Raw genomic sequence first — 21022 nt, 5'->3', positions numbered from 1 at the left:
TAGCGGAGCGGGGCGTTAGCCCATTACAAATTATTATGTTGCCTGCCATAACTATCTCTCATCTCAATCACTATTATGGTGAAGGTTCACTCAAAAAGCAGATTCTTTTTGATATTAATTTAGAAATACAACCAGGAGAAATTGTCATCATGACAGGCCCTTCTGGTTCAGGAAAAACTACCTTACTAACATTAATTGGGAGTTTGCGGTCTGTACAATCTGGTAGCTTAAAAATATTAGGTAAAGAACTATCTGGCGCTAACAAAAATGAAATGGTAGAAGTGCGCCGTAATATTGGTTATATATTTCAAGCGCATAACCTTCTAGGGTTTCTGACAGCCCAACAAAATGTGCAGATGCCTTTTGAAATGACTGGTAAAGTTCCTGTTAAGACAGCAGCAACCAAAGCTGCGGCAATGCTATCGACTGTAGGCTTAGGAGAAAGACTAAATTATTATCCCGATGACCTCTCTGGTGGACAAAAACAAAGAGTTGCGATCGCTCGTGCTTTAGTACATCATCCTAAACTAGTATTAGCAGATGAACCAACTGCCGCTTTAGACAGTAAATCAGGGCGTGATGTAGTTAATTTAATGCAGCAATTAGCAAAAGAACAAGGTTGTACAATCCTGCTAGTAACTCATGATAACCGCATTTTAGACATAGCCGATCGCATTATTCACATGGAAGATGGGTATTTAGTTAGTCAATAGTCAATAGTCCATAGTCCATAGTCAACAGTCCATAGTGTTATGACCAATTACCAATTACCAATGACTTAACATCTTCTTAAACCCCCCTTGATAATCCATTGATAAGTTTCTCTTACTTAATTGGACAAACTCAAGCAGTTTGCCAACATCGGGAAATTTTCGTAGGGGTGAATATGGAATTTATCAATAACAACTTCCTCGCAACCCAATTTAATCGACGGAATTTTTTACTGGGTGCAGGATTCTTTACAGGGTTAGCCGTAGCTAGTCAATGGCATCCTGTGAAGGCACAAACAAGCTTTTCTGGCTACCCGTTTAGTCTGGGTGTTGCGTCTGGAGATCCTTTACCGGATAGTGTGGTGTTATGGACAAGACTCGCACCAGAACCTCTCAATGGCGGTGGTATGCCACCAGTGAATGTTCCTGTACAGTGGAAAATTGCCCATGACGAAAACTTGACGCAAGTTGTACAGCAAGGAACAGTATTAGCCACACCAGAACTAGGTCACTCGGTACACGTTGATGTGCGCGGGTTAGAGGCTGATCGTTGGTATTGGTATCAATTTAAGGTAGGCAATGAAGTTAGCCCTGTAGGACGCACACGGACAGCCGCCGCGCCTTTTAGTTCTATTCAGAAATTTAATTTTGCCTTTGCCTCTTGCCAAGATTGGCAGAATGGCTTTTACACAGCCTATAAACACATGGCGGAGGAAGACCTAGACCTAGTTGTACATTTAGGTGACTACATTTATGAGTATGCGCCTGAACCTAATGCGCCGCGTCAACATATCGGACCGGAAATCATCACCCTAGCTGACTACCGCAACCGTTATGCTTTGTACAGAACAGATGCGAATTTACGAGCAGTTCATGCTAACTTCCCTTGGGCAGTAACTTGGGATGACCATGAGGTTGATAACAATTATGCCAACTTCATCCCAGAAGATAACCAGAGTCGGCAGGCATTTGAGCGCAGACGCGCCAATGCGTACCAAGCGTATTATGAGCATATGCCGTTACGCCTATCTTCTCTACCTAAGCAAGCCAGTATGCTGCTATATCGGCGATTAACATTTGGGAATTTAGTTGAGTTCCATATTCTCGATACTCGCCAATACCGTACTGACCAACCTTGTGGAGATGGACTCAAGCCGCTTTGTGATGCAGCTTTAGACCCAAAAGCGACTATGACAGGTGCAAGACAAGAAAGTTGGTTATTTAGGGGTCTAGATAAATCACCAGCACGTTGGAATGTAATTGCCCAACAAACCATGTTGGCTCAATTTGATTTTGATCCTCGTCCAGGTATACAACTATTTAATGTTGATCAATGGGATGGTTATGTAGCTGCTCGTAGAAGACTGTTAAACTTTTTAGAACAGCGTAAACCCTCAAACCCAGTGGTAATTAGTGGAGATATTCATTCCAGTTGGGTACATGACTTAAAAACTGACTTCAATAACCCGCTTTCTGCAACAGTTGGAACTGAGTTTGTCGGTACTTCCATTACTTCAGACTTTCCCAATAGTTTTATTATTCCCGTACAAAATGCACTCATAGATAATCCTCATACTAAATTCTTTGATGGTGCTTACCGGGGTTATGTCCGTTGTCAATTAACAAGAGAACGTTGGCAAAGTGATTACCGTGCAGTTTCCAGCATAATTGATCAGAATGCTTCTATTAATACTCTGGCCTCGTTTGTGGTAGAAAATGGGCAGCCAGGGGCAAAAGAAGCCTGATATAAGTTTTAGGAGAGAGATTTAGCGATCGCTAACTCCCTCTCCTAATTTATAAATATTCCCAACCATGATAAAATTCTTGAGGTGAAGCTTTCAACTAAGGCACTTACTTGCCAGTAAAGAAGCCATATTACGTTCACTTCCCCTTTCTCTACAAAGCCGACCTAATTAAAACTACCAGAGGTGGGAGTAATAGAGCTGCTGCAACCAGCACTGCTACCATAGCCGAAACTAGTACCGCACCGGCTGCACAGTCCTTAGCGATTTTTGCTAATTCATGGTAAGTCTGTTTTACAGTCAAGTCTACAAGAGACTCGATCGCAGTATTCAACAACTCCATCACCAAGACTAAACCGCTAGTGATACCAATAACCGATATCTCTACGGGTTGTAAATGTAAGAAAATACTTAATGCGATCGCCAATGCACAAACACTAACATGAATGCGAAAATTACGCTGAGTTTGAAAACTATAGACGATTCCCGCCCAAGCATATTTAAAGCTAATCAATAAGTTAGTGGCAACTTGCCAAGAAAGTTCCCGTTCTTTCATTACTAGTGATGGTAAGCTGTTTGGCGTTGGTGACTGGGTAACTTGTTGAGGCATAGGCTTAAAAATAAAATTTAGGTTAGTGATAAATCTTCGCCGATTTTAATCTGCTATGTGCTTTTAGGCAATTTTCTCCTCAAGTATTATAAAAACATGGTTAGGAATAAATACTTAAATAATAAGTAAATTCTTAAGGATTAATGTTGATATGAATACCAATAGCCTCTAGCAATATCATTTGTTGTTTTAACATGGCAATTAAACTTTCTTCATCGGGATGATCCCAGCCCAACAGATGTAACAACCCGTGAGCAGTTAACCAAGCTAACTCAGTTGACAAAGTATGCTCCTGTTGATTAGCTTGGCGTTGTGCCGTATTGATAGAAACCACAATATCACCTAGATACAATGGCTCTGCGGTCAATTCCGGATTTTGGGGCAAATCTACTTCTAAAGCGGCGAATGCTAAAACATCTGTAGGTTTGTCTTGCTGACGGTATTGGGCATTAATTGCCTGCATTTCGGTATCATCAGTTAACCGCAAGCAAATTTCATAGCTTGGTGCAGGCGGAAGATCAGACTCAAGAATTTCTAACCAACGACCAAACCAGTCTTCCCAGGTTGTAGGAGTAATTGTATCCACATATCCAGAAGCTTGAGCTACTTCCGGGAAAGACTCAAAGAAATTATCTTGTACATCTAGTTCAACTTGCACCAAACACCCACTCTCCTCAGCACTAAAAGATTTTGGCTTATGATTAGCGAGTTAAATAAGCAAGTCCCACCAGGACAGCTAAAAGCCCCACTGTAGTCAAGACGAAATGTTTAACAGAAGTCCCACCCTTACGCACCATATTCCGCATAGCCAGCTTGACGTAGCTAGGTTGAGATTCTGTTGAAGGCGAATTACTCATAACAATTAAATTTCAAATCCTTTTATATATAAATTTAACAGGTAAGCAGGGAGAGTAGGGAGTAGGGAGTGGAGAGTAGGGAGTGGGGAGTGGGGAAAAGGAAGAAGCTTTCAAACTCTGCCCACCATCAACTGTCAACTGTCAATTGTCAATTGTCAATTGTCAACTAACTACCCTCCCCCTCCACTATCTGATTCTCCTGCCGTAGATAGGCTTGGATGAACATATCGATTTCGCCGTTCATGATGTCGGCGATCGCAGTTGTTTCTGCGTTGGTACGTAAATCCTTTACCATCTGGTAAGGGTGGAATACATAGTTGCGGATTTGATTCCCCCAGGAAGCTTCTACCATATCACCGCGAATTTGGGCGATTTCTTGGGCTTTCTGTTCTTGGGCAATAACTAACAACTTAGCTTTAAGACGGGCGAGGGCTTTTTCTTTGTTTTGTAGTTGGGAACGTTCTTCTGTACAGCGCACAGCAATACCTGTTGGCAGGTGAACCACTCGCACGGCTGTTTCTACTTTATTAACGTTCTGCCCACCTTTACCGCCAGACCGAGTTGTGGTGATTTCCAAGTCCTTTTCGGGGATATCTAGTTGCACCGTGTTATCCAACTGTGGCATAACTTCCACCCCTGCGAAACTGGTTTGGCGCTTACCATTGGCGTTAAACGGGGAAATTCTTACTAAGCGATGAGTGCCTGTTTCTGAGCGCAAATAACCGTAGGCATAACGACCAGTAATTTCCAAGGTGGCTGATTTAATCCCCGCTTCGTCACCCTCTGACTCCTCGGCTAAAGCTACCTTATAACCTTGTGCTTCCGCCCAGCGAGTATACATCCTCAGCAGCATAAATGCCCAATCTTGAGCATCTGTACCACCCGCACCAGCGTTAATTGTTAATACTGCCCCTTCTGCATCGTAGGGGCCAGATAATAACTGTTGCAGTTCCCACTGGTCAAGGTCACGATTGAGCCTAGTAATTGTTGATTCCGCTTCTTGCAACAGTGCTTCGTCGGTTTCCAATTCCAATAACTCAACCACTGCCCTAGTATCATCTAGATTAGCGTGCCACTGATAATATCTATCTAAGTGGGCTTTGAGGTCGTTGAGTTCTTGCAGCGTTTTTTGCGCTTGGTTTTGGTCGTCCCAAAATTCCGGCTGTGCTGCTATTTGTTCTAGGTCTTGAATTTTGGCTTTGAGTGCAGGTACGTCAAAGATAGTCCTGGGTTTTACCCAGGCGGCTAGACAACGTTTCGATTTCGCGTTTGAGTTCTAAAACTTCCATAAAGCTCGCTTATAAGACAGCGCTTTGGTTGATATTGTATTCGACTTTTTGATTTTACGTCAGAATTGGGGCTGATGCACATAGGTTATTTGTTGAGGCTGGGGGTCATACTAATTCGTAATTCGTAATTTCGATACGGCAAAGCTTTCCTGGGCTGCATCTATCAAGCAAGCTACCCACAGCGTTTCGATCATCTATGGCGAAATTTTTTCTATCATTGAATAGAGTCTTCTCAAAAGTATCAAAATTAAAAAACTTCTTATTCAATTATGTGAAAAATATTTAAACTTTTATCAGCACAACTTGCAGAATTTAAAGATTAACGTGATCGTGGCTTTACAGATGTAGAATTAACAATAGATGCGGCTAAAATAAAGCATAAACTACTGCTAGATGAAGATGTCTCAAGAGCAAAATATTGATGATGTTCAAGAGCCAATTATTAACGCTCCGCCAGAGGTGCGGCAAATTATTGAGCGGGTATGGCATTTAGAAAAAAATCGGCTAGATAAAAAAAGTAATAGCCCAATCAATGATGATATTTTGACAATTGTGAAGGAAGCGGTGCGATGAAGCTAACTTCCATAAAGCTGTGTAATTTTCGCTCATTTTATGGGAGAACGCCAGAGATAGTTATTGCTGGGGGAGATGTTCTTAACACCACGATAATTCATGGCAATAATGGCTCAGGTAAAACCAGTTTGCTCAATGCCTTTACGTGGGTATTATATGAGAGGTTTAGTGCGGCTTTTGCCTCAACAGAACAATTGGTGAATAAAAGAGCGATCGCAGAAGCTGCACTAGGACAAGCTGTAGAATGTTGGGTAGAAATAAACTGGGAACACGAAGGCAAACGCTATAACGTTAAACGCCAGTGTAAAGGCTATAAAAATAAAACTGATTTTGCAGTGGGTAAGACGGAATTACTCATGCAGGTAGCTGGGGATGATGGTAGATGGTATTATCCCAGCCAGCAACCAGAAGAAATCATTGGGCAAATTTTACCTGTCAGCTTACATCAATATTTTTTCTTCGACGGTGAACGCATAGAAGAAATCGTCCGTTCTGATAAAAAAGCGGAAATTGCCGAAGCTACGAAAATTTTCTTGGGTGTAGAAGTTATTAACCGTTCGATTAGACATTTGGGAGAAGCGAAAAAAAGTTTAGAAAATGAATTAAAAGCTATTGGTGACTCTGAGATTAAACAGCTTTTGCGTGAACAAGAGAAACTAGAACAAGAAATTGAACGTATTAATAGTAGACAAACAGAAATTAAGCAAGAGTTAGAGTATCAACAAACTTTTAAAAAAGAGACAGGTAATCGTTTACAAGAACTGAGTGCGGCAAAAGAATTACAACAGAGGAGACAAGAATTAGAAAATCAAAAGACGGCGAATCAAGAAAGCCTACGCCAAACTAAAGAAGCACTCAAGAAAATTATTTCCGCACGGGGCTACACAGTATTACTATCAGATAGTACCACCCAATTCCGGCAGATTATGCAGGATTTGAAACAACGGGGTGAATTGACAACTGGTATTTCGCGGGAATTTATTAATGAATTACTTAAGTCACAACGTTGTATTTGTGGTGCGGAATTACATGAGGGAAATCATTCGCATACAAACGTCAGCCTCTGGTTAAATCAAGCTGGTTCTTCGGCTGTAGAAGAAACTGCTATTCGCATGAGCGCCCAAGTAGATGAAATTGATAAGCAAGCAGTAGCATTTTGGGAGGAGGTAGACAGAGAACAGGCGAGAATTAATCAGTTACGTCAAAATATATCTCAAGTTGAGCATGAGTTAGAAAGTATTCAAGAACGCTTGCGTAAAGACACTAACGAAGAAATTAGCAGTTTGCAGAAACGGTTGGATGAGATTGAAAGTAAAATTGATGAATTGCATAGAGAACAAGGTGCAAATCAACAACAAATTGCTCATGTGAAGACTGATATCGATGCTTTAGTTAAGCAAATTGCTAAACAAAAACTCAATGAAGAAAAACAGTTATTAGCACAAAGACGGATAAATGCTACGCAAGATGCAATTGAACGATTAACAGAAGTAAGAAACCGCCAAGAAAAGCAGTTTCGTCTGCAATTGGAAAAGCGTTTACAAGAAATATTCAATTCCATTTCTTTTACTCCCTACGTCCCAAAACTCAGCGATAAATACGAATTAACGCTTGTAGAAAATACATCAGGGATGGAAGCAGCAGTTGCTGCTTCTACTGGTGAAAACCAAATCCTTAGCCTATCTTTTATTGCCAGTATTATTGATAAGGTAAGAGATTGGAGTGAGAAACGGAAAATCTTAACCGTACCCGACAGTAGTACCTTCCCCATTGTCATGGATTCACCATTTGGTAGTTTAGATGAGAATTACCGTAGAAAAATTGCCCAAACATTACCTGAGTTAGCAAACCAGTTGATAGTATTAGTGACAAAAACCCAATGGCGGGGTGAGGTAGAAGCAGAAATCGCAGATAGAATTGGTAGGGAATACGTGCTGACATATTACTCATCTAAACCAGATTGTGAACAAGATTATATTGAATTGGGCGGAGAAATCTATCCTCTGGTCAAACAAAGTCCCAATGAGTTTGAATACACAGAAATTATTGCCGTTGAACGAGACTGGTAATTTTTAAGACTTAAGCATGAAAACGAAAAATCAAGGGTTTTGGTAAGGGTAAGCTGTTCCACATTTAACTTGCATAACTAGGGCGGGCAAGATGCCCACCCCACAAGAGTATGATGTTATTTCAATATGCAAACTAAATGTTTTTTAGCTTATAGGGGTATAGGGGTGTAGTTGTTCAAAACCCTTACACCCTATCTCAACAAAATACTTGGTGCGTAAGTCCTGACAGTATTTATAGACGGCGTAATGACAGCAACTGATAATAATAAATTCTATTTATCGTTTTGAAAAAAAAGAAGATTTGATTTTATCGAGCCATCAGTCTTAATATTTAATTCAAGCGCGGCTAAGGTACCTTACTTGCTCAACCAACACATCCATCCATTGATGGATATGACACATAATCCTCCCAACAATGGGGCATTTTTACCTTAAGCAAAGACCATGACTTGGCTCATCACTACAATTCTTCTTGGAATCTCCGTTGCTTTTGCCACTACCTTTGACGATAACTTATATCTGACAGCTTTCTTTGGCAAAGTTAATCGCACCTTTCGCCCCCAAAATGTTGTTCTTGGCGAGTTTTTAGGGTTTACAGTCTTAGTCCTGGCTAGTCTTCCTGGTTTCTTTGGTGGCTTAATACTTCCAGCATCTTGGATTGGGTTGTTAGGTTTTTTACCTATCGCCATCGGTATTAATCACCTATTGAGGAGAGAGCAGCAAGAAGATAATGTACAGGATGTATCAATTGATTTCCACGCTTCCCCTACATCTGGACGACGCAAAAAATCTCTACTAGCAACTCTGCGCGATCGCCAAACTTACCGTGTTTCTGCGGTAACTATCGCTAACGGTGGTAACAATATTGGTATCTACGTTCCTTTATTTGCCAGCAGTAATTTTCCCTCTTTAGCTGTAATTATATCTGTCTGCTATTGTACAGTTGGCACATGGTGCTTCCTGTCTTATTACATGGTACGTAATCCTCTCATGGCTCCTATTTTGACTCGTCATGCGCGGAAAGTCTTCCCCTTTGTATTAATCTACTTAGGATGCTCTATCTTAATTAAAAGTGAATCTTATCAACTCCTCCCCGCGCTGGCTATGTTCTCCCGCTAGTTCTTCAAGGAGACTGGAGTTAATTGCATAACCTGTTTCACAAGCGATGAAAGTTATATAGTAAACAGTGTTTATGTAATTAACTATACTAAATGAACAAGAGTAAATTTGTAGTAGCGATCGCCTACGCTGGGCTAAACACCATCGCCTTTATTCTCACTCTATCAAACTCCGCCGCCGCAGATACACAAAATCACTGGGCTAGGGCTTGCATCCAACAACTGGGGGAGCGTAAACTCATCACAGGTTATCCTGACGGCACTTTTCGCCCCAGCGCTACAGTAACACGGGCGGAAGCTGCCGTCCTCATGCTTAATGCCTTCCCTGACGCAGCAGTTAAACGTAGTCATACCAAGTTTAAGGATGTACCTGCCAATTATTGGGCAGCTAAAGCAATTTCTACAGCTTATCAAAAAGGATTCTTTTCTGGTTATCCGGGGGGAGAATTTCAACCCAACCAACCAATTCCTAGAGTGCAAATTATCGGTGTTGTGGCTGGTGCAAAAAATTATAGTCCACAACCAAACCCAGCGCAGATATTACAACGATACTTTACAGATGCTCAACAAATCCCTAACTATGCCCAGAATGGTATAGCATCTGCCACTATCAATAGTATTGTGGTGAACTATCCCAACGTCAAACAACTCAAGCCTCTGCAAAGTGTCACCAGAGGCGAAGTTGCAGCTTTGATGTGTCGGGCGTTGAATATCTACACTGTTCCCCCAGAATATATTGCAGGTGTAGAAGTTCGTCCTCAACAAGTGCGTCCCCTACCGGGAAAACTCGACACCATACCCACCTTTAACAGCAACAGTCCCGAACTGGTAACAAGCGAAGGTATTTTACTTTCCACCTTTCCTCCTGATGGTAAACAGGTAAGGGAAGCACATTTAAACTATGCCTTCCAAGGCAGGTTTGATGTCTTTGCCCATCATATTGTTAGGGGAGATGCACCGCGTACCCTATACCAAGGCTTAATTGTTCACAACCCAGGCAATGAACCAGTCACATTGCAAGTATTACACGCTGCTAGTTATTTAACCAGGGAAGCACCATTTATTGATTTGCCCGATGTGGCGGATAATGCTTTAAGCACAGTCTATTCTGGCCCTGGTAACAGAACTATGAATGATGTGTTACGGGGGGTGAGACAAGGAAATTTCCCCGATAAGTTGGTGATAGAACCAGGAAAAACGCAAATATTAGCAAACTTACCCATCCCATCTGCTAATGGTCGCACAACAATGATGCGATTAGTGAGCGATCGCCCCATTTATATGGCAAACTTAGCAAAGAATAGCGATCTTCCTCCCACCATCAACGAGTGGCAAACGCTCCTAGATACAAGTAGTTTAGCAGGAAAACGCGACCCTATACCCACACCCCTCGACCCTCCCAGAGAACCAACTGTGTTTAGTCGTGTGGCTGGTGTTTCCCAAGGTACGCAATGGGAAGCGAACATAACAGATAATTCCAATGTCTCACAGTTGACTATACCCCAACAAGGAAAAGCATTTTCCTACCCCTTGGGAACTGTGCATTTAATTACCCTCAGCACTGGACAAATTCAAAGTGCGCCAATGTTAAAACGCTACCCTGATACAGCGTACTTTGCCCACAGTAACTACGGTGTAGAATACAACCTAACTTTACCGCTACACAACCCTAGTAATCAAGCTCGGACTGTAACAGTATCAATACAAACACCATTAAAAGATGAGGGTGGTAGTGATAGGCTGCTATTTTTAAACCCCCAAGTTGAACAGGTTTTCTTTCGGGGTACGGTGAGGGTACGTTACACCGATGATAATGGGGTAGAACAAACCCGCTATCTGCATTTGGTACAGCGACGCGGACAAACAGGGGAAGCTTTGGTACGGTTGAAGATGGCTGGAGGAGATAAGCGACTGGTTCGGGTAGACTTTTTGTATCCCCCCGATTCTACACCGCCGCAGGTTTTGACGGTGAGAACTGAGGGGTGATTGTTTAACACAGAGATGGCGAAGTGGAGGCGATCGCTCTTGCACTTAGTATAAAATTGCCTATACTTGTACGCTTCTGTTACAATAGTGACAAAGTAGATATTTAAGACATGGCTGCAAACAGAATCAGGGTTGCTAAAGATAAGGCTGAGTTAGTGAAATCGCTAGTAGCATCAAAGGACACAACAGGGCCTTTTCAGACTTATGCAGAAGTAATGGTTTTCGCAGCCGCATTAGGAGTTAAATATAAAAAGCGAGTCCCTCTAGGTGAAACAGCTAAACGAGAACCTTCGCCAATTCCTCAAGAGATATTTACATCATTAGGACATGACTTAATTATTAAGTTACTAGCTCTTAATGAAACACAAGATATAGAAATAATTTCTTCTAAGGAAGAAGAATATGAAGATAAACGTACTCAAGTATTTGAAGAGTATGCAAATGGCGGATTAGAAATTTTAGCAACTGAATTACGTGGTTCGGTTGAATATTCAGAACGTATTTTATTATTTTTAATTTCTGAAAAAGATAATAAGGAAACTTTAGAGGGAGAATTTGATTTAAGTAGATTTAAAAATTAGTTTAAATTAAATATGAAAAATCTAGGTTATTATTGCCAACTATTTGCTCAGTTAAACGTAAGTAGCAGCCGCAAGCGTGGTAATGCTCAATATAAACCAATATTGGTTTTAACTGTGATTGATTTGATTACAAGAGGAATTATTACTGAAAATCAAATTCCTATTTCCGACGAATTAATTCAAACATTTGAGCAATACTGGAATATTTTAGGATCTAAATCGTATAAAGGCGGTTTACACTATCCTTTTTTCCATCTACAAAGTGATGGGTTTTGGTACTTAATTTTTAAGCCAGAATTTAAGGGACTACAACCAAAAACAACTAACAAGCTGAAAGAGGCTGTTGCTTATGCTTATCTAGATGATGAGCTATTCAACTTTTTTCAAGACGAATATTCAAAACAAGAATTAGTTGACTCACTGGTCACAACTTTTTTCCAGGAACAAATAGAAGAAATTGAAGATATTTTACAAATCAATCAATCTTTTGGAGAAAATGATATAGAAGCAGAAAGATTAGACTCGTTAAGAAACTTTGATAGTAAGCCAAAATGGGGTGTAAGAAAATCATTAATTAGAAATGCTTTTTTCAGAAAAACTATTGTTCATATGTATGACTATCAATGTTCTTTTTGCGGCATTAGAGTAACTAAAGCCGTTAACCAAAATATTGTAGATGGCGCACACATCAAACCATTTGCCCAATTCTATGACAGTAGAATACATAATGGTATTGCACTTTGCAAAAATCACCACTGGGCTTTTGACCGTGGTTGGTTTACTGCTGATGAGCAATATAAAATTATTGTTAGTAGGGAATTAGAAGAAATAACTCCCCATACTAAACCAATGAAAGATTTTCATGGCGAAAAACTACTGTTACCAAATAAAGAACAATACTTCCCGGAACTAGAAGCATTGCAATGGCATCGCCAAAATATATTTCAAGGCTAATTACAAAACAGGTGGAAGTCCAACTTCTTTTAGTTCAACAAACTCACCATCAAAACCAATGGTTTTATTTTCCACAGTTCTAGCATTAGCCACAGCCTTACGTAGTTCAGCACGTTCCATTGAATCTTCAATTCCACCTAAAATATAAATTAATAATTTTGCAGCTAATTCCTTTCCTGAAACCTGGACTCGCTTTTTATTAGGGTCATACAATACCCCATACCAAAGAGATTGAGGGTATTCCATACCAGTAAACCCACCTTGTTGGTCAAACTTTTTTAGTTTCTTAAAAATACTGGCTAAAGAAACACCCTTCTTAAAAACTAAAAATCCTAAAGCTTGTGCCAAAGCAACCTGCGCTACAGGACGGAAAAGTATATTTGCTTCACCGCTACCCTTTTCAAAACTAAATCTTCTCAAAACTGGCGTATCTTCATGTTCCAAAATCTTATAACTAGGTAAGTTTGCCAAATTATCAAAAAGTTTGGTGAACTCAGCAATTCCCTGTTCAATTTCCTCATTTTCTGGACGCATGGGAATTAAGCCTTTCTCAAAAGGTTTCCAATGAGGAAACTTATAACCTAAGTATCTTTCTGACATATCTTGCAACGCTTGCAAAGTTGTCAAAACTGTAGAATTTGTGGCTACTGTTGCACTATTCCAATTAACGCGGGGGTTACGGTTTGGTTTTTGTTCCAAAAGTGGGTGACTCACTGCAACTTTTCGCGCCACAATTGCAAAACCATCATCTTCATTTAATTGTGCTAACTGACCTTTAGTTAAGGGTGCAGCCATTAAATTAACATGCACAAAAACTGACCGTACCCGTCGCCTTGCTTCAGTGCGAGTTTCCCCAGCATTCACAGCACAAATAAATTCAATGCCTATTTTTTCTTTAGGTAAGCTTTGTAAGTAAGCAGGGTCTACCTGATACTGTTCTAGCAAATCTGAAACTGTGATAAAACTATCATCAGCCGTTTTATCCTTTCTATATCGCTGGAGTTTACCAGTTTTAATTAACTCTATTAAACCTTGAACTCCCATGAGGCGGTGTTGACCATCAAGTGCATAAATGGTCACATTCTCCTCAGAAACATTAAGCAAGCCTACCTTCCCATCTTTATCCAAGGGAGTAAAATCAGTTGTAGAAGTTTTAGCGCGTCCTTGTGTGTCCCATTCAGCAGCTTTGATGTTATCCACCCAAGGCTGATTTATTACTACTAAGACTGGGGGAAATTTATGATTTTTTCTGGCTGCTAAATACTGAACTAACGGTGCTTGCCGTGACCAGTCCAAAGGACGTTGTTGAATTTCGTCAATACTGTCTGCGTCAATTTCGATATTATCTGTATCTGGGTTGTACTTTTTTTGTAGCAGAGGTAAACCAGAGGCGAAGTGAACCCTACCCGCAAACCATTCTAGAGTTACAGACCCTACATAAGCCTCAATACCCCCCATTTCCGTTTTTTGGACGAGAATTTGGTCTTTTTTTTGTAAAAAATTATCTAAAAGTAAAGCTAGTACTTGTTTTTCCTTATTTTCTCTTTCTAGATACTCTTTAGCTAAGTCAGCAGTTAGGTCAGATGTAATATCACTCATATTAATTTTTAAAAACTTACTCTTGTAATGTGGCTATATTATCCAAAAAGTTAGATACTAGTTAATCAGTTTTTAAAAACTTTTTGGGAACCCGCGCATTCCATAGGCTAGGTTAAAAAAGCGGTAAAGCCCAAATGTCCACAGGTAGGAAGCAATGACTGAAGCACAACAACCAGATAATAAAGGTCAGCAGACACGTACTGTAGCAGAGTTAGTGGAGTACATCCAAGTTCTTACCAAGGAAATTCAAGAATTGTATTGTTTAGATGCGATACCTTGGGTTGTTGGCTATTCGGGGGGCAAGGACAGCACAGCGACTTTACAGCTGATTTGGAATGCAATATCGGGACTTCCTCTAGAAAAGCGGAAGAAGTCCATTTATGTAATTACAACTGATACAGGCGTAGAAAATCCTTATGTTGCGACTTGGGTACGTAACTCTTTAGAACAAATGAGAATAGCGGCTCAAGAACAACAAATGCCAATAGAACCGCATTTATTACAACCCGAAGTTAAACAAACATACTGGGTGGGTTTAATTGGTAAAGGCTACCCTGCACCCCGCCATAGATTCCGTTGGTGTACTGGAAGATTGAAAATTGAACCGTCTAACCTGTTTATCCGTAATGTTATTAGAGCAAGCGGGGAAACAATTGTTGTTTTAGGAACACGTAAAACTGAAAGTACGAATCGTGCCGCTATCATGTTAAAACGTGAAGTTGGGAGAGTACGCGATCGCCTTAGCCCTCATCCCAGCCTTATAAACTCATTGCTTTACACTCCCATAGAAGATTGGCGTACTGATGAAGTATGGTTATATTTGATGCAATGGGAAAATCCTTGGGAATATAGCAACAAAGATTTATTTGCTATGTATCGGGGTGCAACAGCAGATAACGAATGTCCCCTAGTTGTTGATACTTCTACCCCTAGTTGTGGTAGCTCTCGTTTTGGCTGCTGGGTCTGCACTCTGGTTAATAGTGATAGGTCGATGCAGGCAATGATCCAAAATGATGAGGAAAAAGAATGGTTACAGCCGCTAATTGATATTCGCTTGGAGGACTTAAACATTGATAAAGACCGAGAAAAAAGAGACTTTCGCCGCATTTGGGGAGAAGTTCAACTATTTGAGCGTAACTTAGATGGAGAAATTTCTATTGAACCAATACCAGGCCCTTACGTTAAATCTTGGCGCGAACATTTGTTAAGACGTTTATTAGAAGCACAAACCAAAATTCGCCGCACAGCACCAGAAAATATGCGGAATATTTCTCTCATCTCAATAGAAGAATTGAGTGAAATTCGCCGTATTTGGCTAGAAGAAAAACACGAATTTGATGATAGCCTACCGCGCATTTATCAAGAAGTAACAGGCGAAGAATTTAAAGACCCGCGTCCGGGTGCTGGACTGAGCCTATTAGGTAGCGATGAATGGTCTGTGTTAGAAGAAATTTGTGCTGGCGATGAGATGCACTTAGAATTGATGGCGAAACTTTTGGATACAGAACGTCAATTTCGCAAAATGTCTCGTCGTGTGGGAATCTACGACACATTAGAGAAATGCTTTGCTACCAGTTCGCGTTCTAAAGATGAAGCGGTAAGAAATGCCCACTTGAAGCGAGATTTGAAAGAAGCAGTTGAAAAAGGTGATGTTGCCAAAGTCAAGCAGTTAACTCTAGCAGATTTTACCGCACCTAGTACGGAAGCGATCGCACCCGATACACAAACTGACACAACCAAATCTGATACTAAGGCTAAAGCTTGGGCAAATAAAAAATTTAAGAATAAAGGAACAAAAGCTTAAGCAGGTTCATCATTGTTACTAATTCGTAATTCGTAATTAAGATACTACCCCAACTTACTAAACAAATCTGCTAACACTACATTGGAAACTAAAAAACCTTCGGGATCATTTAACTGCAACCTTCCATCCACAATTTGCACTAAGCCTTGCTGAAAATAAGGTTGCAAACACTGGTGAATTTCTTGTATTTTTTCCTCACCAAACTCCTCAGTAAGCGAGGCTAACCTTAAACCTTCAGCCAAGCGTAACCCCAACATTAATGTTTCTAACAATACATCTTCTTTTGGCGTAACTTCCCAATCAATCACACCATCATTAGTAATTAATTCTTGCACCCATTGGTAATATTCTTGAGTCTTACGCGGACGGGTAAAGCGTTTTCCTTCTATATAACTCGCTGCACCCATACCAAAGCCGTAATAAGGGCGATTTTGCCAATAGACGCGGTTATGTTGACATTGATGTCCTGGCTTGGCGTAGTTGGAAATTTCGTAATGTTCATAACCAGCAGTAGTTAAAACTTGCTGCCCCATCTGATACATTTTGACAGTGGTTTCATCGGTAGGTAAGGGTTGATCCCCTGGTTTGTAGTAACGACCAAAAGCTGTCCCAGGCTCAATTGTCAAATCATATATTGATATGTGGGTAGGTGCAATTTTAACGGCTGTGTTTAGGGAATTTTGCCATTGATCCAAAGACTGATGCGGCAAACCGGAAATTAAGTCTATGCTAAATTCGGGAATCTCAACTTGGTGAATTAAGTCTACAGCTGCAAAAATATCTGTGACTGAGTGCGATCGCCCTGCTGCTTTCAACAATTCTTCTTGAAACGCTTGTACACCCAAGCTGATGCGGTTCACACCAACGCTACTATAACCTCTGATATGTGCTAGATCGAATGTACCTGGATCTACTTCCATAGAAATTTCTGCACCAGACGTAATCCCAAACCGCCTATCTAGGGTTTCAAGTATCTTTTGTAACTGTTCTGCTGATAATAGCGAAGGCGTACCACCGCCAAAAAACACGGTCTTGAGGGGTTGCCCAGAGATGGGTGTAATGTCAATTTCTTGACAAAGGATGTCTACATACTTAGAAATGGTAACAGATGTTTCTCCACGCTGGCGATCGCCCACAACATATATTGGGAAATCACAATAAAAGCATCGCCGTCTGCAAAAGGGAATGTGTACATAAGCAGAACTAGCAAGGCTAGAAACGTTAACTTTTTGCATATTTATGAACAAGAATAAACTTTATTAACCCAAAATTAGAAATAATGAAAATAAATACTTTATTTACAGGTTTCTATCGTTTTATGACGTAAGTATGACAAAACTGGAGGTTAATCACTTTGGTTATAATGTTTGCAGATATTGCCTGCATAAAATCCTAGTCTAAGTCAATATAATTAGTCTCTCTTACCGATGGAATTAAACATACTTGACTTTATCAGGTAAAACAGTCGCAGGAACACACCAAGATCATGCTTGATGCCATTATTATTTTCTCATTTATCCTGGCAGCAGCAGGAATAGGGTACTACAGCACCGAACTACTACCCAATGGTACGTTAGATCGGGTCACGAACCTAGAAGCATTACGCTTAACTGTTGCTGTCTTTGCTGCCATCATTGGTGGCGCTGTTGGGTTAAGTTTTCAAACGACATACCGTCGTTTAGAAGCTCAAATTCGAGAACTGCCTCTGGAAGTAATTCTAACCCGTGCGATCGGCTTAGTGATCGGATTATTGCTAGCAAATTTAATGTTAGCACCTCTATTTTTGCTACCGATCCCCACCGACTTTAGTTTTATTAAACCATTGGTGGCAGTAGTTGGTAGTATTATTCTTTCTGTCACAGGGATGAATTTAGCCGACACCCACGGACGCGGCTTATTGCGATTCATTAACCCCAACACAGTGGAAACAATGGTCGCGGAAGGGACTCTCAAACCCGCCAACACCAAAGTTTTAGACACTAGTTGTATTATCGATGGTCGTATTGAGGCGCTGTTAGAAACTGGATTTCTGGAAGGGCCAATTATCGTCCCTCAATTTGTCTTACTAGAACTACAACAAGTAGCTGATGCCAGCAAAGACCAAAAACGGGTGAGGGGAAGACGGGGATTAGAAATCCTCAACCGCATTAAAGAAGCTTACCCAGACCGTATTTTAATTAATCCATCAGACTACGAAGATATTTCTACAGTCGATGCTAAATTAGTCCGGTTTGCCCAAGAAATTAACGCCACACTCCTCACCAATGACTACAACTTATCAAAAGTTGCCAGTGTGCAGAAAGTGCCGGTGTTGAATGTCAATGACTTAGTAAATGCAGTCCGTCCTAGCTATTTACCAGGGGACAACCTCGACTTAAAAATTCTTAAGGAAGGTAAAGAACCCAGTCAAGGAATAGGCTACTTAGACGATGGCACTATGGTTGTCGTTGAGGAAGGTAGCAGTTATGTAGGCGGGGAATTGCGAGTAGTAGTTACTAGTGCCTTGCAAACCTCAGCCGGACGAATGATATTCGCCAAACCCCAGGCTTCAGCATTGGCGTGAGGGAGAATGTCTGGTACGAATAGAGTTAAAATGTGCGATCGGTGCAGTCAAACTGCACCGATTTTGTATCGGGTGAAATTTGAGGAAAACGGTGATTGGATTTTTGTCTGTCCTCAATGTTGGGTAGGAGTGAGTGAGAATAACCCCTTTTATGTTTACGGTGGTACTTGGAAGGAGAGGAAGAAGCGGAGATGAGGGAGAGGGGGGAGATGAGGGAGATGAGGGAGAGAAAACTAATTACTGTTGACTATGGACTGTTGACTATGGACTAATGACTAATGACCTATCCTAAGAAGCGTATTTACTATGTTCCGTCTGCTGAAAGCGATCACCTACGGTGGGGCTTCGCCCATCGCACAACAATTTTTATTGAGTATTGTTCTAACCATATTCTTCATGACAAGTAGTTTAATATTAGCTGCGCCTACTTTGGCTGCTTCTGGGTTGGGAGTTAATAATGGTCATTTAAGTGCTTGTCCAGTTTCCCCAAATTGTGTTGTTAGTCAAAATGCTGATCCCAAACACGCCATTGATCCCATCCCTTATAGTGTCAGTCGTGACAAGGCGCGAGAAATCCTACTTAAAGTTCTCAGCGTTGTTCCCCGTACAGAGGTTGTCGAACAGACTGATAGTTATATCCACGCTCTTTCTAAAAGCCGGATATTTAAGTTTACTGATGATGTAGAATTTTACTTACCTGCTGATGAGTCAGTTATTCATCTGCGATCAGCATCTCGCATCGGTGAATCAGACCTTGGTGTTAACCGCAGGCGTATGGAACAAATTCGTCTAGCTTTAAAAGATTTGCATATTTAATTTGGCATAGCTGAATCGAGGAATTACTCTTGTAGGGTAAGCAAGATGCCTACCCTATAAATACAAGCAGCAAAAGTTTCTATAATGTTCTATTGGGTAAATTTGAAATGCTCCAAATAGGCAATATCAAGACTTCTCTTGTGCAATCTATATCATTATTTCTTAATCAAGCACTTACTAAATTTTTCCCACCTAAATGGAAATCTGATATTTATATAATTCGACCTCATCCCACTGAAGCTAAGATTTTGATGTTGTCTGAAGATGGTAGTTATTTCCTACCTCATGTTCATGTTGATGAATGTATAGATTTTGAGGATTTAATAGGGATTGAATCTCAAATAGAGCCAAAACTGGGATTTTCGGTCAACATTCTATATTATGCCAGACTTGATTATGATGAATCAAAGCATCAAGTTGAATGTATATATGTGTCGGATAAGGGTAGTGCTGAATCTCAACAAGGTGATTGGATTGATTCGCAAATTTTGAGAACTTTATCCCTAAAATTCCCTGAACATAAATCGGTTATTGAAAGATATTTAACAGAAATTGAGAGTGGTGATATTCCAGAATTGCGTCCACCTTGGGCTAGAGAAGGGTGGTTACAAGCAGCAACTCAATGGATTGATGAAAAATTATTAGAGTTAAACTATCAACGGATTTCTCCAGTAGAATGTATAAAAAGTTGGGGAATTTCTTGTGTATTAAGAGTTAACACAAGTAGAGGCAAGATTTATTTAAAGGAAGCTTCTACATTACCTCTTTTTTGTAATGAACCATTAGTAACCGTAGAACTAGCTAATCTGTTTCCTGTAAATGTTCCTAACGTTCTTAGCATTGATAATCAACGTCATTGGATGTTATTAGCTGATTTTGGACAACCTGTTGGCAGGAATGCACCTATCAAAGTGCAAAAAGACATTTATCGTGTATTTGCTCAAGTACAAATTAAATCAGTTCAATATATAGATAAATTATTAAGTGTAGGTTGTTTAGACCGACGTTTGGATTGGTTAGCAACTCAAATCGATGTTTTGTTTAATGATGAAATTGCTTTATCTCAATTGCAGGCGGAGGAAATAAAACAGCTAAAAAATTTAGCTCCCCATTTAAAAAAGTTATGCTGTCAACTTGCAAGCTATCAAATACCACAGACATTAGTTCACGGTGATTTGCATTTAGGTAATGTTGCCTTTTATCAAGATAATTACCTATTTTTTGATTGGACTGATTGCTGTATTTCTCATCCTTTTTTTGATATGTTTGAGTTATTTTTCTCTAGGAAAAACAAACCTTTTACATCAAAAATCAAAGATTTACAAAAAGAATATCTAGCGCAATGGACTGATTATGAACCAATGTCGCGTTTACTAGAAGCTTGGAAGTTAGCCAAACCTTTGTGTGCCTTACATCATGCAGTTTCATATAAGTATATTGTCGCTTGTTTAGAACCAAGGGCAAAACAAGAGTTGAGTAATGCTTTGCCTCGTTTTCTGCGAGAGGTTATTTCTGCGACGACTCAATTATAGTAATTCGTAATTAATAATTTTTGGTGCTTGGTTTTCAAGTTGAGCGATCGCTCATTCGATTATGTAACTATAGGTAGAATAGCTGGGATGTATCGATGATGTTCGATCCCAAGTCCAAGTTGCGGGAACCTACAACGTCATATTCACGACTAGTAATAATGTGTAAGCAAAAAGTATCACTAGACGATAGCTGTTACTCTGAAGAAGTTTTGTGAACAT

General features: G+C 40.3%; 20 protein-coding genes. 14 read left to right on the top strand and 6 right to left on the bottom strand.

All coding sequences use genetic code 11. From position 1 onward, the window contains the following. Positions 1–35: 35 nt before the first annotated feature. Both NSMS1_RS14465 and NSMS1_RS14460 read left to right on the top strand, forming a co-directional pair. The gene (locus NSMS1_RS14465) at positions 36–713 is read left to right on the top strand and encodes a DevA family ABC transporter ATP-binding protein (RefSeq protein WP_224095233.1); all 678 of its coding nucleotides are present in this window, start codon (positions 36–38) and stop codon (positions 711–713) included. A gap of 173 nt (positions 714–886) precedes the next feature. Next, positions 887–2455, top strand: coding sequence for an alkaline phosphatase D family protein (locus tag NSMS1_RS14460; RefSeq protein WP_224094572.1), 1569 nt, complete (start codon positions 887–889; stop codon positions 2453–2455). A 151-nt stretch (positions 2456–2606) separates the two neighbouring features. On the opposite strand, the gene NSMS1_RS14455 is transcribed toward NSMS1_RS14460, so the two are convergent. The 4 genes from NSMS1_RS14455 to prfB form a co-directional block, all read right to left on the bottom strand. Continuing rightward, positions 2607–3062: a diacylglycerol kinase family protein gene (locus NSMS1_RS14455; RefSeq protein WP_224094570.1), complete on the bottom strand. Its 456-nt coding sequence runs from the start codon at positions 3060–3062 to the stop codon at positions 2607–2609. Between the two features lie 133 nt (positions 3063–3195). Next, complete coding sequence (gene ybeY, locus NSMS1_RS14450; RefSeq protein WP_224094568.1) at positions 3196–3723, bottom strand: rRNA maturation RNase YbeY; 528 nt, start codon at positions 3721–3723, stop codon at positions 3196–3198. Positions 3724–3763: 40 nt separating this feature from the next. Continuing rightward, the gene (locus tag NSMS1_RS14445; protein WP_224094565.1) at positions 3764–3919 is read right to left on the bottom strand and encodes a DUF3285 domain-containing protein; all 156 of its coding nucleotides are present in this window, start codon (positions 3917–3919) and stop codon (positions 3764–3766) included. 166 nt (positions 3920–4085) lie between these two features. After that, a protein-coding gene (prfB, locus tag NSMS1_RS14440) for a peptide chain release factor 2 (RefSeq protein WP_224094563.1) occupies positions 4086–5208 on the bottom strand; the annotation gives its coding sequence in 2 pieces (ribosomal slippage) (positions 4086–5135 and positions 5137–5208; 1122 coding nt in all). 399 nt (positions 5209–5607) lie between these two features. On the opposite strand from prfB, the gene NSMS1_RS14435 reads away from it, so the two are divergent. The 6 genes from NSMS1_RS14435 to NSMS1_RS14410 all read left to right on the top strand — a co-directional run bounded on the left by NSMS1_RS14435 (position 5608) and on the right by NSMS1_RS14410 (position 12489). Continuing rightward, positions 5608–5781 carry a hypothetical protein gene (locus NSMS1_RS14435; protein WP_224094547.1) on the top strand — a complete coding sequence of 58 codons (174 nt, stop codon included), beginning with the start codon at positions 5608–5610 and terminating at the stop codon, positions 5779–5781. After that, positions 5778–7850 carry an AAA family ATPase gene (locus NSMS1_RS14430; RefSeq protein ID WP_224094545.1) on the top strand — a complete coding sequence of 691 codons (2073 nt, stop codon included), beginning with the start codon at positions 5778–5780 and terminating at the stop codon, positions 7848–7850. Before NSMS1_RS14435 ends, NSMS1_RS14430 begins: the two co-directional genes overlap by 4 nt. 444 nt (positions 7851–8294) lie before the next feature. Next, a complete protein-coding gene (locus NSMS1_RS14425; RefSeq protein WP_224094543.1) occupies positions 8295–8969 on the top strand; it encodes a cadmium resistance transporter in 675 nt (224 codons plus the stop codon). 92 nt (positions 8970–9061) lie between these two features. Beyond that, entirely contained in the window at positions 9062–10954 is a 1893-nt protein-coding gene (locus NSMS1_RS14420; protein WP_224094541.1) for a DUF3370 family protein, read from the top strand. 110 nt (positions 10955–11064) lie between these two features. Then, positions 11065–11535: a DNA phosphorothioation-associated protein 4 gene (locus NSMS1_RS14415; RefSeq protein ID WP_224094540.1), complete on the top strand. Its 471-nt coding sequence runs from the start codon at positions 11065–11067 to the stop codon at positions 11533–11535. Positions 11536–11547: 12 nt separating this feature from the next. Continuing rightward, on the top strand, positions 11548–12489 hold the full coding sequence (locus NSMS1_RS14410; RefSeq protein WP_224094538.1) for an HNH endonuclease: 942 nt from the start codon (positions 11548–11550) through the stop codon (positions 12487–12489). On the opposite strand, the gene NSMS1_RS14405 is transcribed toward NSMS1_RS14410, so the two are convergent. Next, a complete protein-coding gene (locus tag NSMS1_RS14405) occupies positions 12490–14088 on the bottom strand; it encodes a DGQHR domain-containing protein (protein WP_224094536.1) in 1599 nt (532 codons plus the stop codon). A 154-nt stretch (positions 14089–14242) separates the two neighbouring features. Here NSMS1_RS14405 and dndC point away from each other — a divergent pair, with 154 nt between their 5' ends. Further along, the gene (dndC, locus tag NSMS1_RS14400) at positions 14243–15892 is read left to right on the top strand and encodes a DNA phosphorothioation system sulfurtransferase DndC (RefSeq protein ID WP_224094533.1); all 1650 of its coding nucleotides are present in this window, start codon (positions 14243–14245) and stop codon (positions 15890–15892) included. 44 nt (positions 15893–15936) lie between these two features. On the opposite strand, the gene hemW is transcribed toward dndC, so the two are convergent. Then, on the bottom strand, positions 15937–17127 hold the full coding sequence (hemW, locus tag NSMS1_RS14395) for a radical SAM family heme chaperone HemW (RefSeq protein ID WP_224094530.1): 1191 nt from the start codon (positions 17125–17127) through the stop codon (positions 15937–15939). 251 nt (positions 17128–17378) lie between these two features. Here hemW and NSMS1_RS14390 point away from each other — a divergent pair, with 251 nt between their 5' ends. From NSMS1_RS14390 to NSMS1_RS14375, 5 genes are all read left to right on the top strand, one after another. Further along, entirely contained in the window at positions 17379–18455 is a 1077-nt protein-coding gene (locus NSMS1_RS14390) for a PIN/TRAM domain-containing protein (protein ID WP_224094521.1), read from the top strand. A 6-nt stretch (positions 18456–18461) separates the two neighbouring features. Then, positions 18462–18650 carry a hypothetical protein gene (locus tag NSMS1_RS14385; protein ID WP_224094513.1) on the top strand — a complete coding sequence of 63 codons (189 nt, stop codon included), beginning with the start codon at positions 18462–18464 and terminating at the stop codon, positions 18648–18650. 83 nt (positions 18651–18733) lie between these two features. Then, positions 18734–18862 (top strand): hypothetical protein, encoded by a 129-nt coding sequence (locus tag NSMS1_RS35100; protein ID WP_263432581.1) that lies wholly within the window; start codon positions 18734–18736, stop codon positions 18860–18862. Further along, a complete protein-coding gene (locus tag NSMS1_RS14380) occupies positions 18852–19271 on the top strand; it encodes a DUF1499 domain-containing protein (RefSeq protein WP_224094511.1) in 420 nt (139 codons plus the stop codon). Before NSMS1_RS35100 ends, NSMS1_RS14380 begins: the two co-directional genes overlap by 11 nt. 107 nt (positions 19272–19378) lie before the next feature. Continuing rightward, complete coding sequence (locus tag NSMS1_RS14375; protein WP_224094510.1) at positions 19379–20803, top strand: aminoglycoside phosphotransferase family protein; 1425 nt, start codon at positions 19379–19381, stop codon at positions 20801–20803. Positions 20804–21022: the final 219 nt, after the last annotated feature.

Origin of the sequence: Nostoc sp. MS1, assembly GCF_019976755.1 — a bacterium.
Taxonomy (GTDB): Bacteria; Cyanobacteriota; Cyanobacteriia; order Cyanobacteriales; family Nostocaceae; genus Trichormus.
Note: the sequence above shows the minus strand (reverse complement) of the source record. Positions and strands in the feature narration are given on the sequence as shown.

Excerpts from the sequence above, each read along its gene's own strand:
- NSMS1_RS14465 (WP_224095233.1), top strand. The coding sequence starts at position 36 with ATGTTGCCTGCCATAACTATCTCTCATCTCAATCACTATTATGGTGAA.
- NSMS1_RS14460 (WP_224094572.1), top strand. The coding sequence starts at position 887 with ATGGAATTTATCAATAACAACTTCCTCGCAACCCAATTTAATCGACGG.
- NSMS1_RS14455 (WP_224094570.1), bottom strand. The coding sequence starts at position 3,062 with ATGCCTCAACAAGTTACCCAGTCACCAACGCCAAACAGCTTACCATCA.
- NSMS1_RS14445 (WP_224094565.1), bottom strand. The coding sequence starts at position 3,919 with ATGAGTAATTCGCCTTCAACAGAATCTCAACCTAGCTACGTCAAGCTG.
- NSMS1_RS14435 (WP_224094547.1), top strand. The coding sequence starts at position 5,608 with ATGTCTCAAGAGCAAAATATTGATGATGTTCAAGAGCCAATTATTAAC.
- NSMS1_RS14430 (WP_224094545.1), top strand. The coding sequence starts at position 5,778 with ATGAAGCTAACTTCCATAAAGCTGTGTAATTTTCGCTCATTTTATGGG.
- NSMS1_RS14425 (WP_224094543.1), top strand. The coding sequence starts at position 8,295 with ATGACTTGGCTCATCACTACAATTCTTCTTGGAATCTCCGTTGCTTTT.
- NSMS1_RS14420 (WP_224094541.1), top strand. The coding sequence starts at position 9,062 with ATGAACAAGAGTAAATTTGTAGTAGCGATCGCCTACGCTGGGCTAAAC.
- NSMS1_RS14415 (WP_224094540.1), top strand. The coding sequence starts at position 11,065 with ATGGCTGCAAACAGAATCAGGGTTGCTAAAGATAAGGCTGAGTTAGTG.
- NSMS1_RS14410 (WP_224094538.1), top strand. The coding sequence starts at position 11,548 with ATGAAAAATCTAGGTTATTATTGCCAACTATTTGCTCAGTTAAACGTA.
- NSMS1_RS14405 (WP_224094536.1), bottom strand. The coding sequence starts at position 14,088 with ATGAGTGATATTACATCTGACCTAACTGCTGACTTAGCTAAAGAGTAT.
- dndC (WP_224094533.1), top strand. The coding sequence starts at position 14,243 with ATGACTGAAGCACAACAACCAGATAATAAAGGTCAGCAGACACGTACT.
- hemW (WP_224094530.1), bottom strand. The coding sequence starts at position 17,127 with ATGCAAAAAGTTAACGTTTCTAGCCTTGCTAGTTCTGCTTATGTACAC.
- NSMS1_RS14390 (WP_224094521.1), top strand. The coding sequence starts at position 17,379 with ATGCTTGATGCCATTATTATTTTCTCATTTATCCTGGCAGCAGCAGGA.
- NSMS1_RS14385 (WP_224094513.1), top strand. The coding sequence starts at position 18,462 with ATGTCTGGTACGAATAGAGTTAAAATGTGCGATCGGTGCAGTCAAACT.
- NSMS1_RS35100 (WP_263432581.1), top strand. The coding sequence starts at position 18,734 with ATGACCTATCCTAAGAAGCGTATTTACTATGTTCCGTCTGCTGAAAGC.
- NSMS1_RS14380 (WP_224094511.1), top strand. The coding sequence starts at position 18,852 with ATGACAAGTAGTTTAATATTAGCTGCGCCTACTTTGGCTGCTTCTGGG.
- NSMS1_RS14375 (WP_224094510.1), top strand. The coding sequence starts at position 19,379 with ATGCTCCAAATAGGCAATATCAAGACTTCTCTTGTGCAATCTATATCA.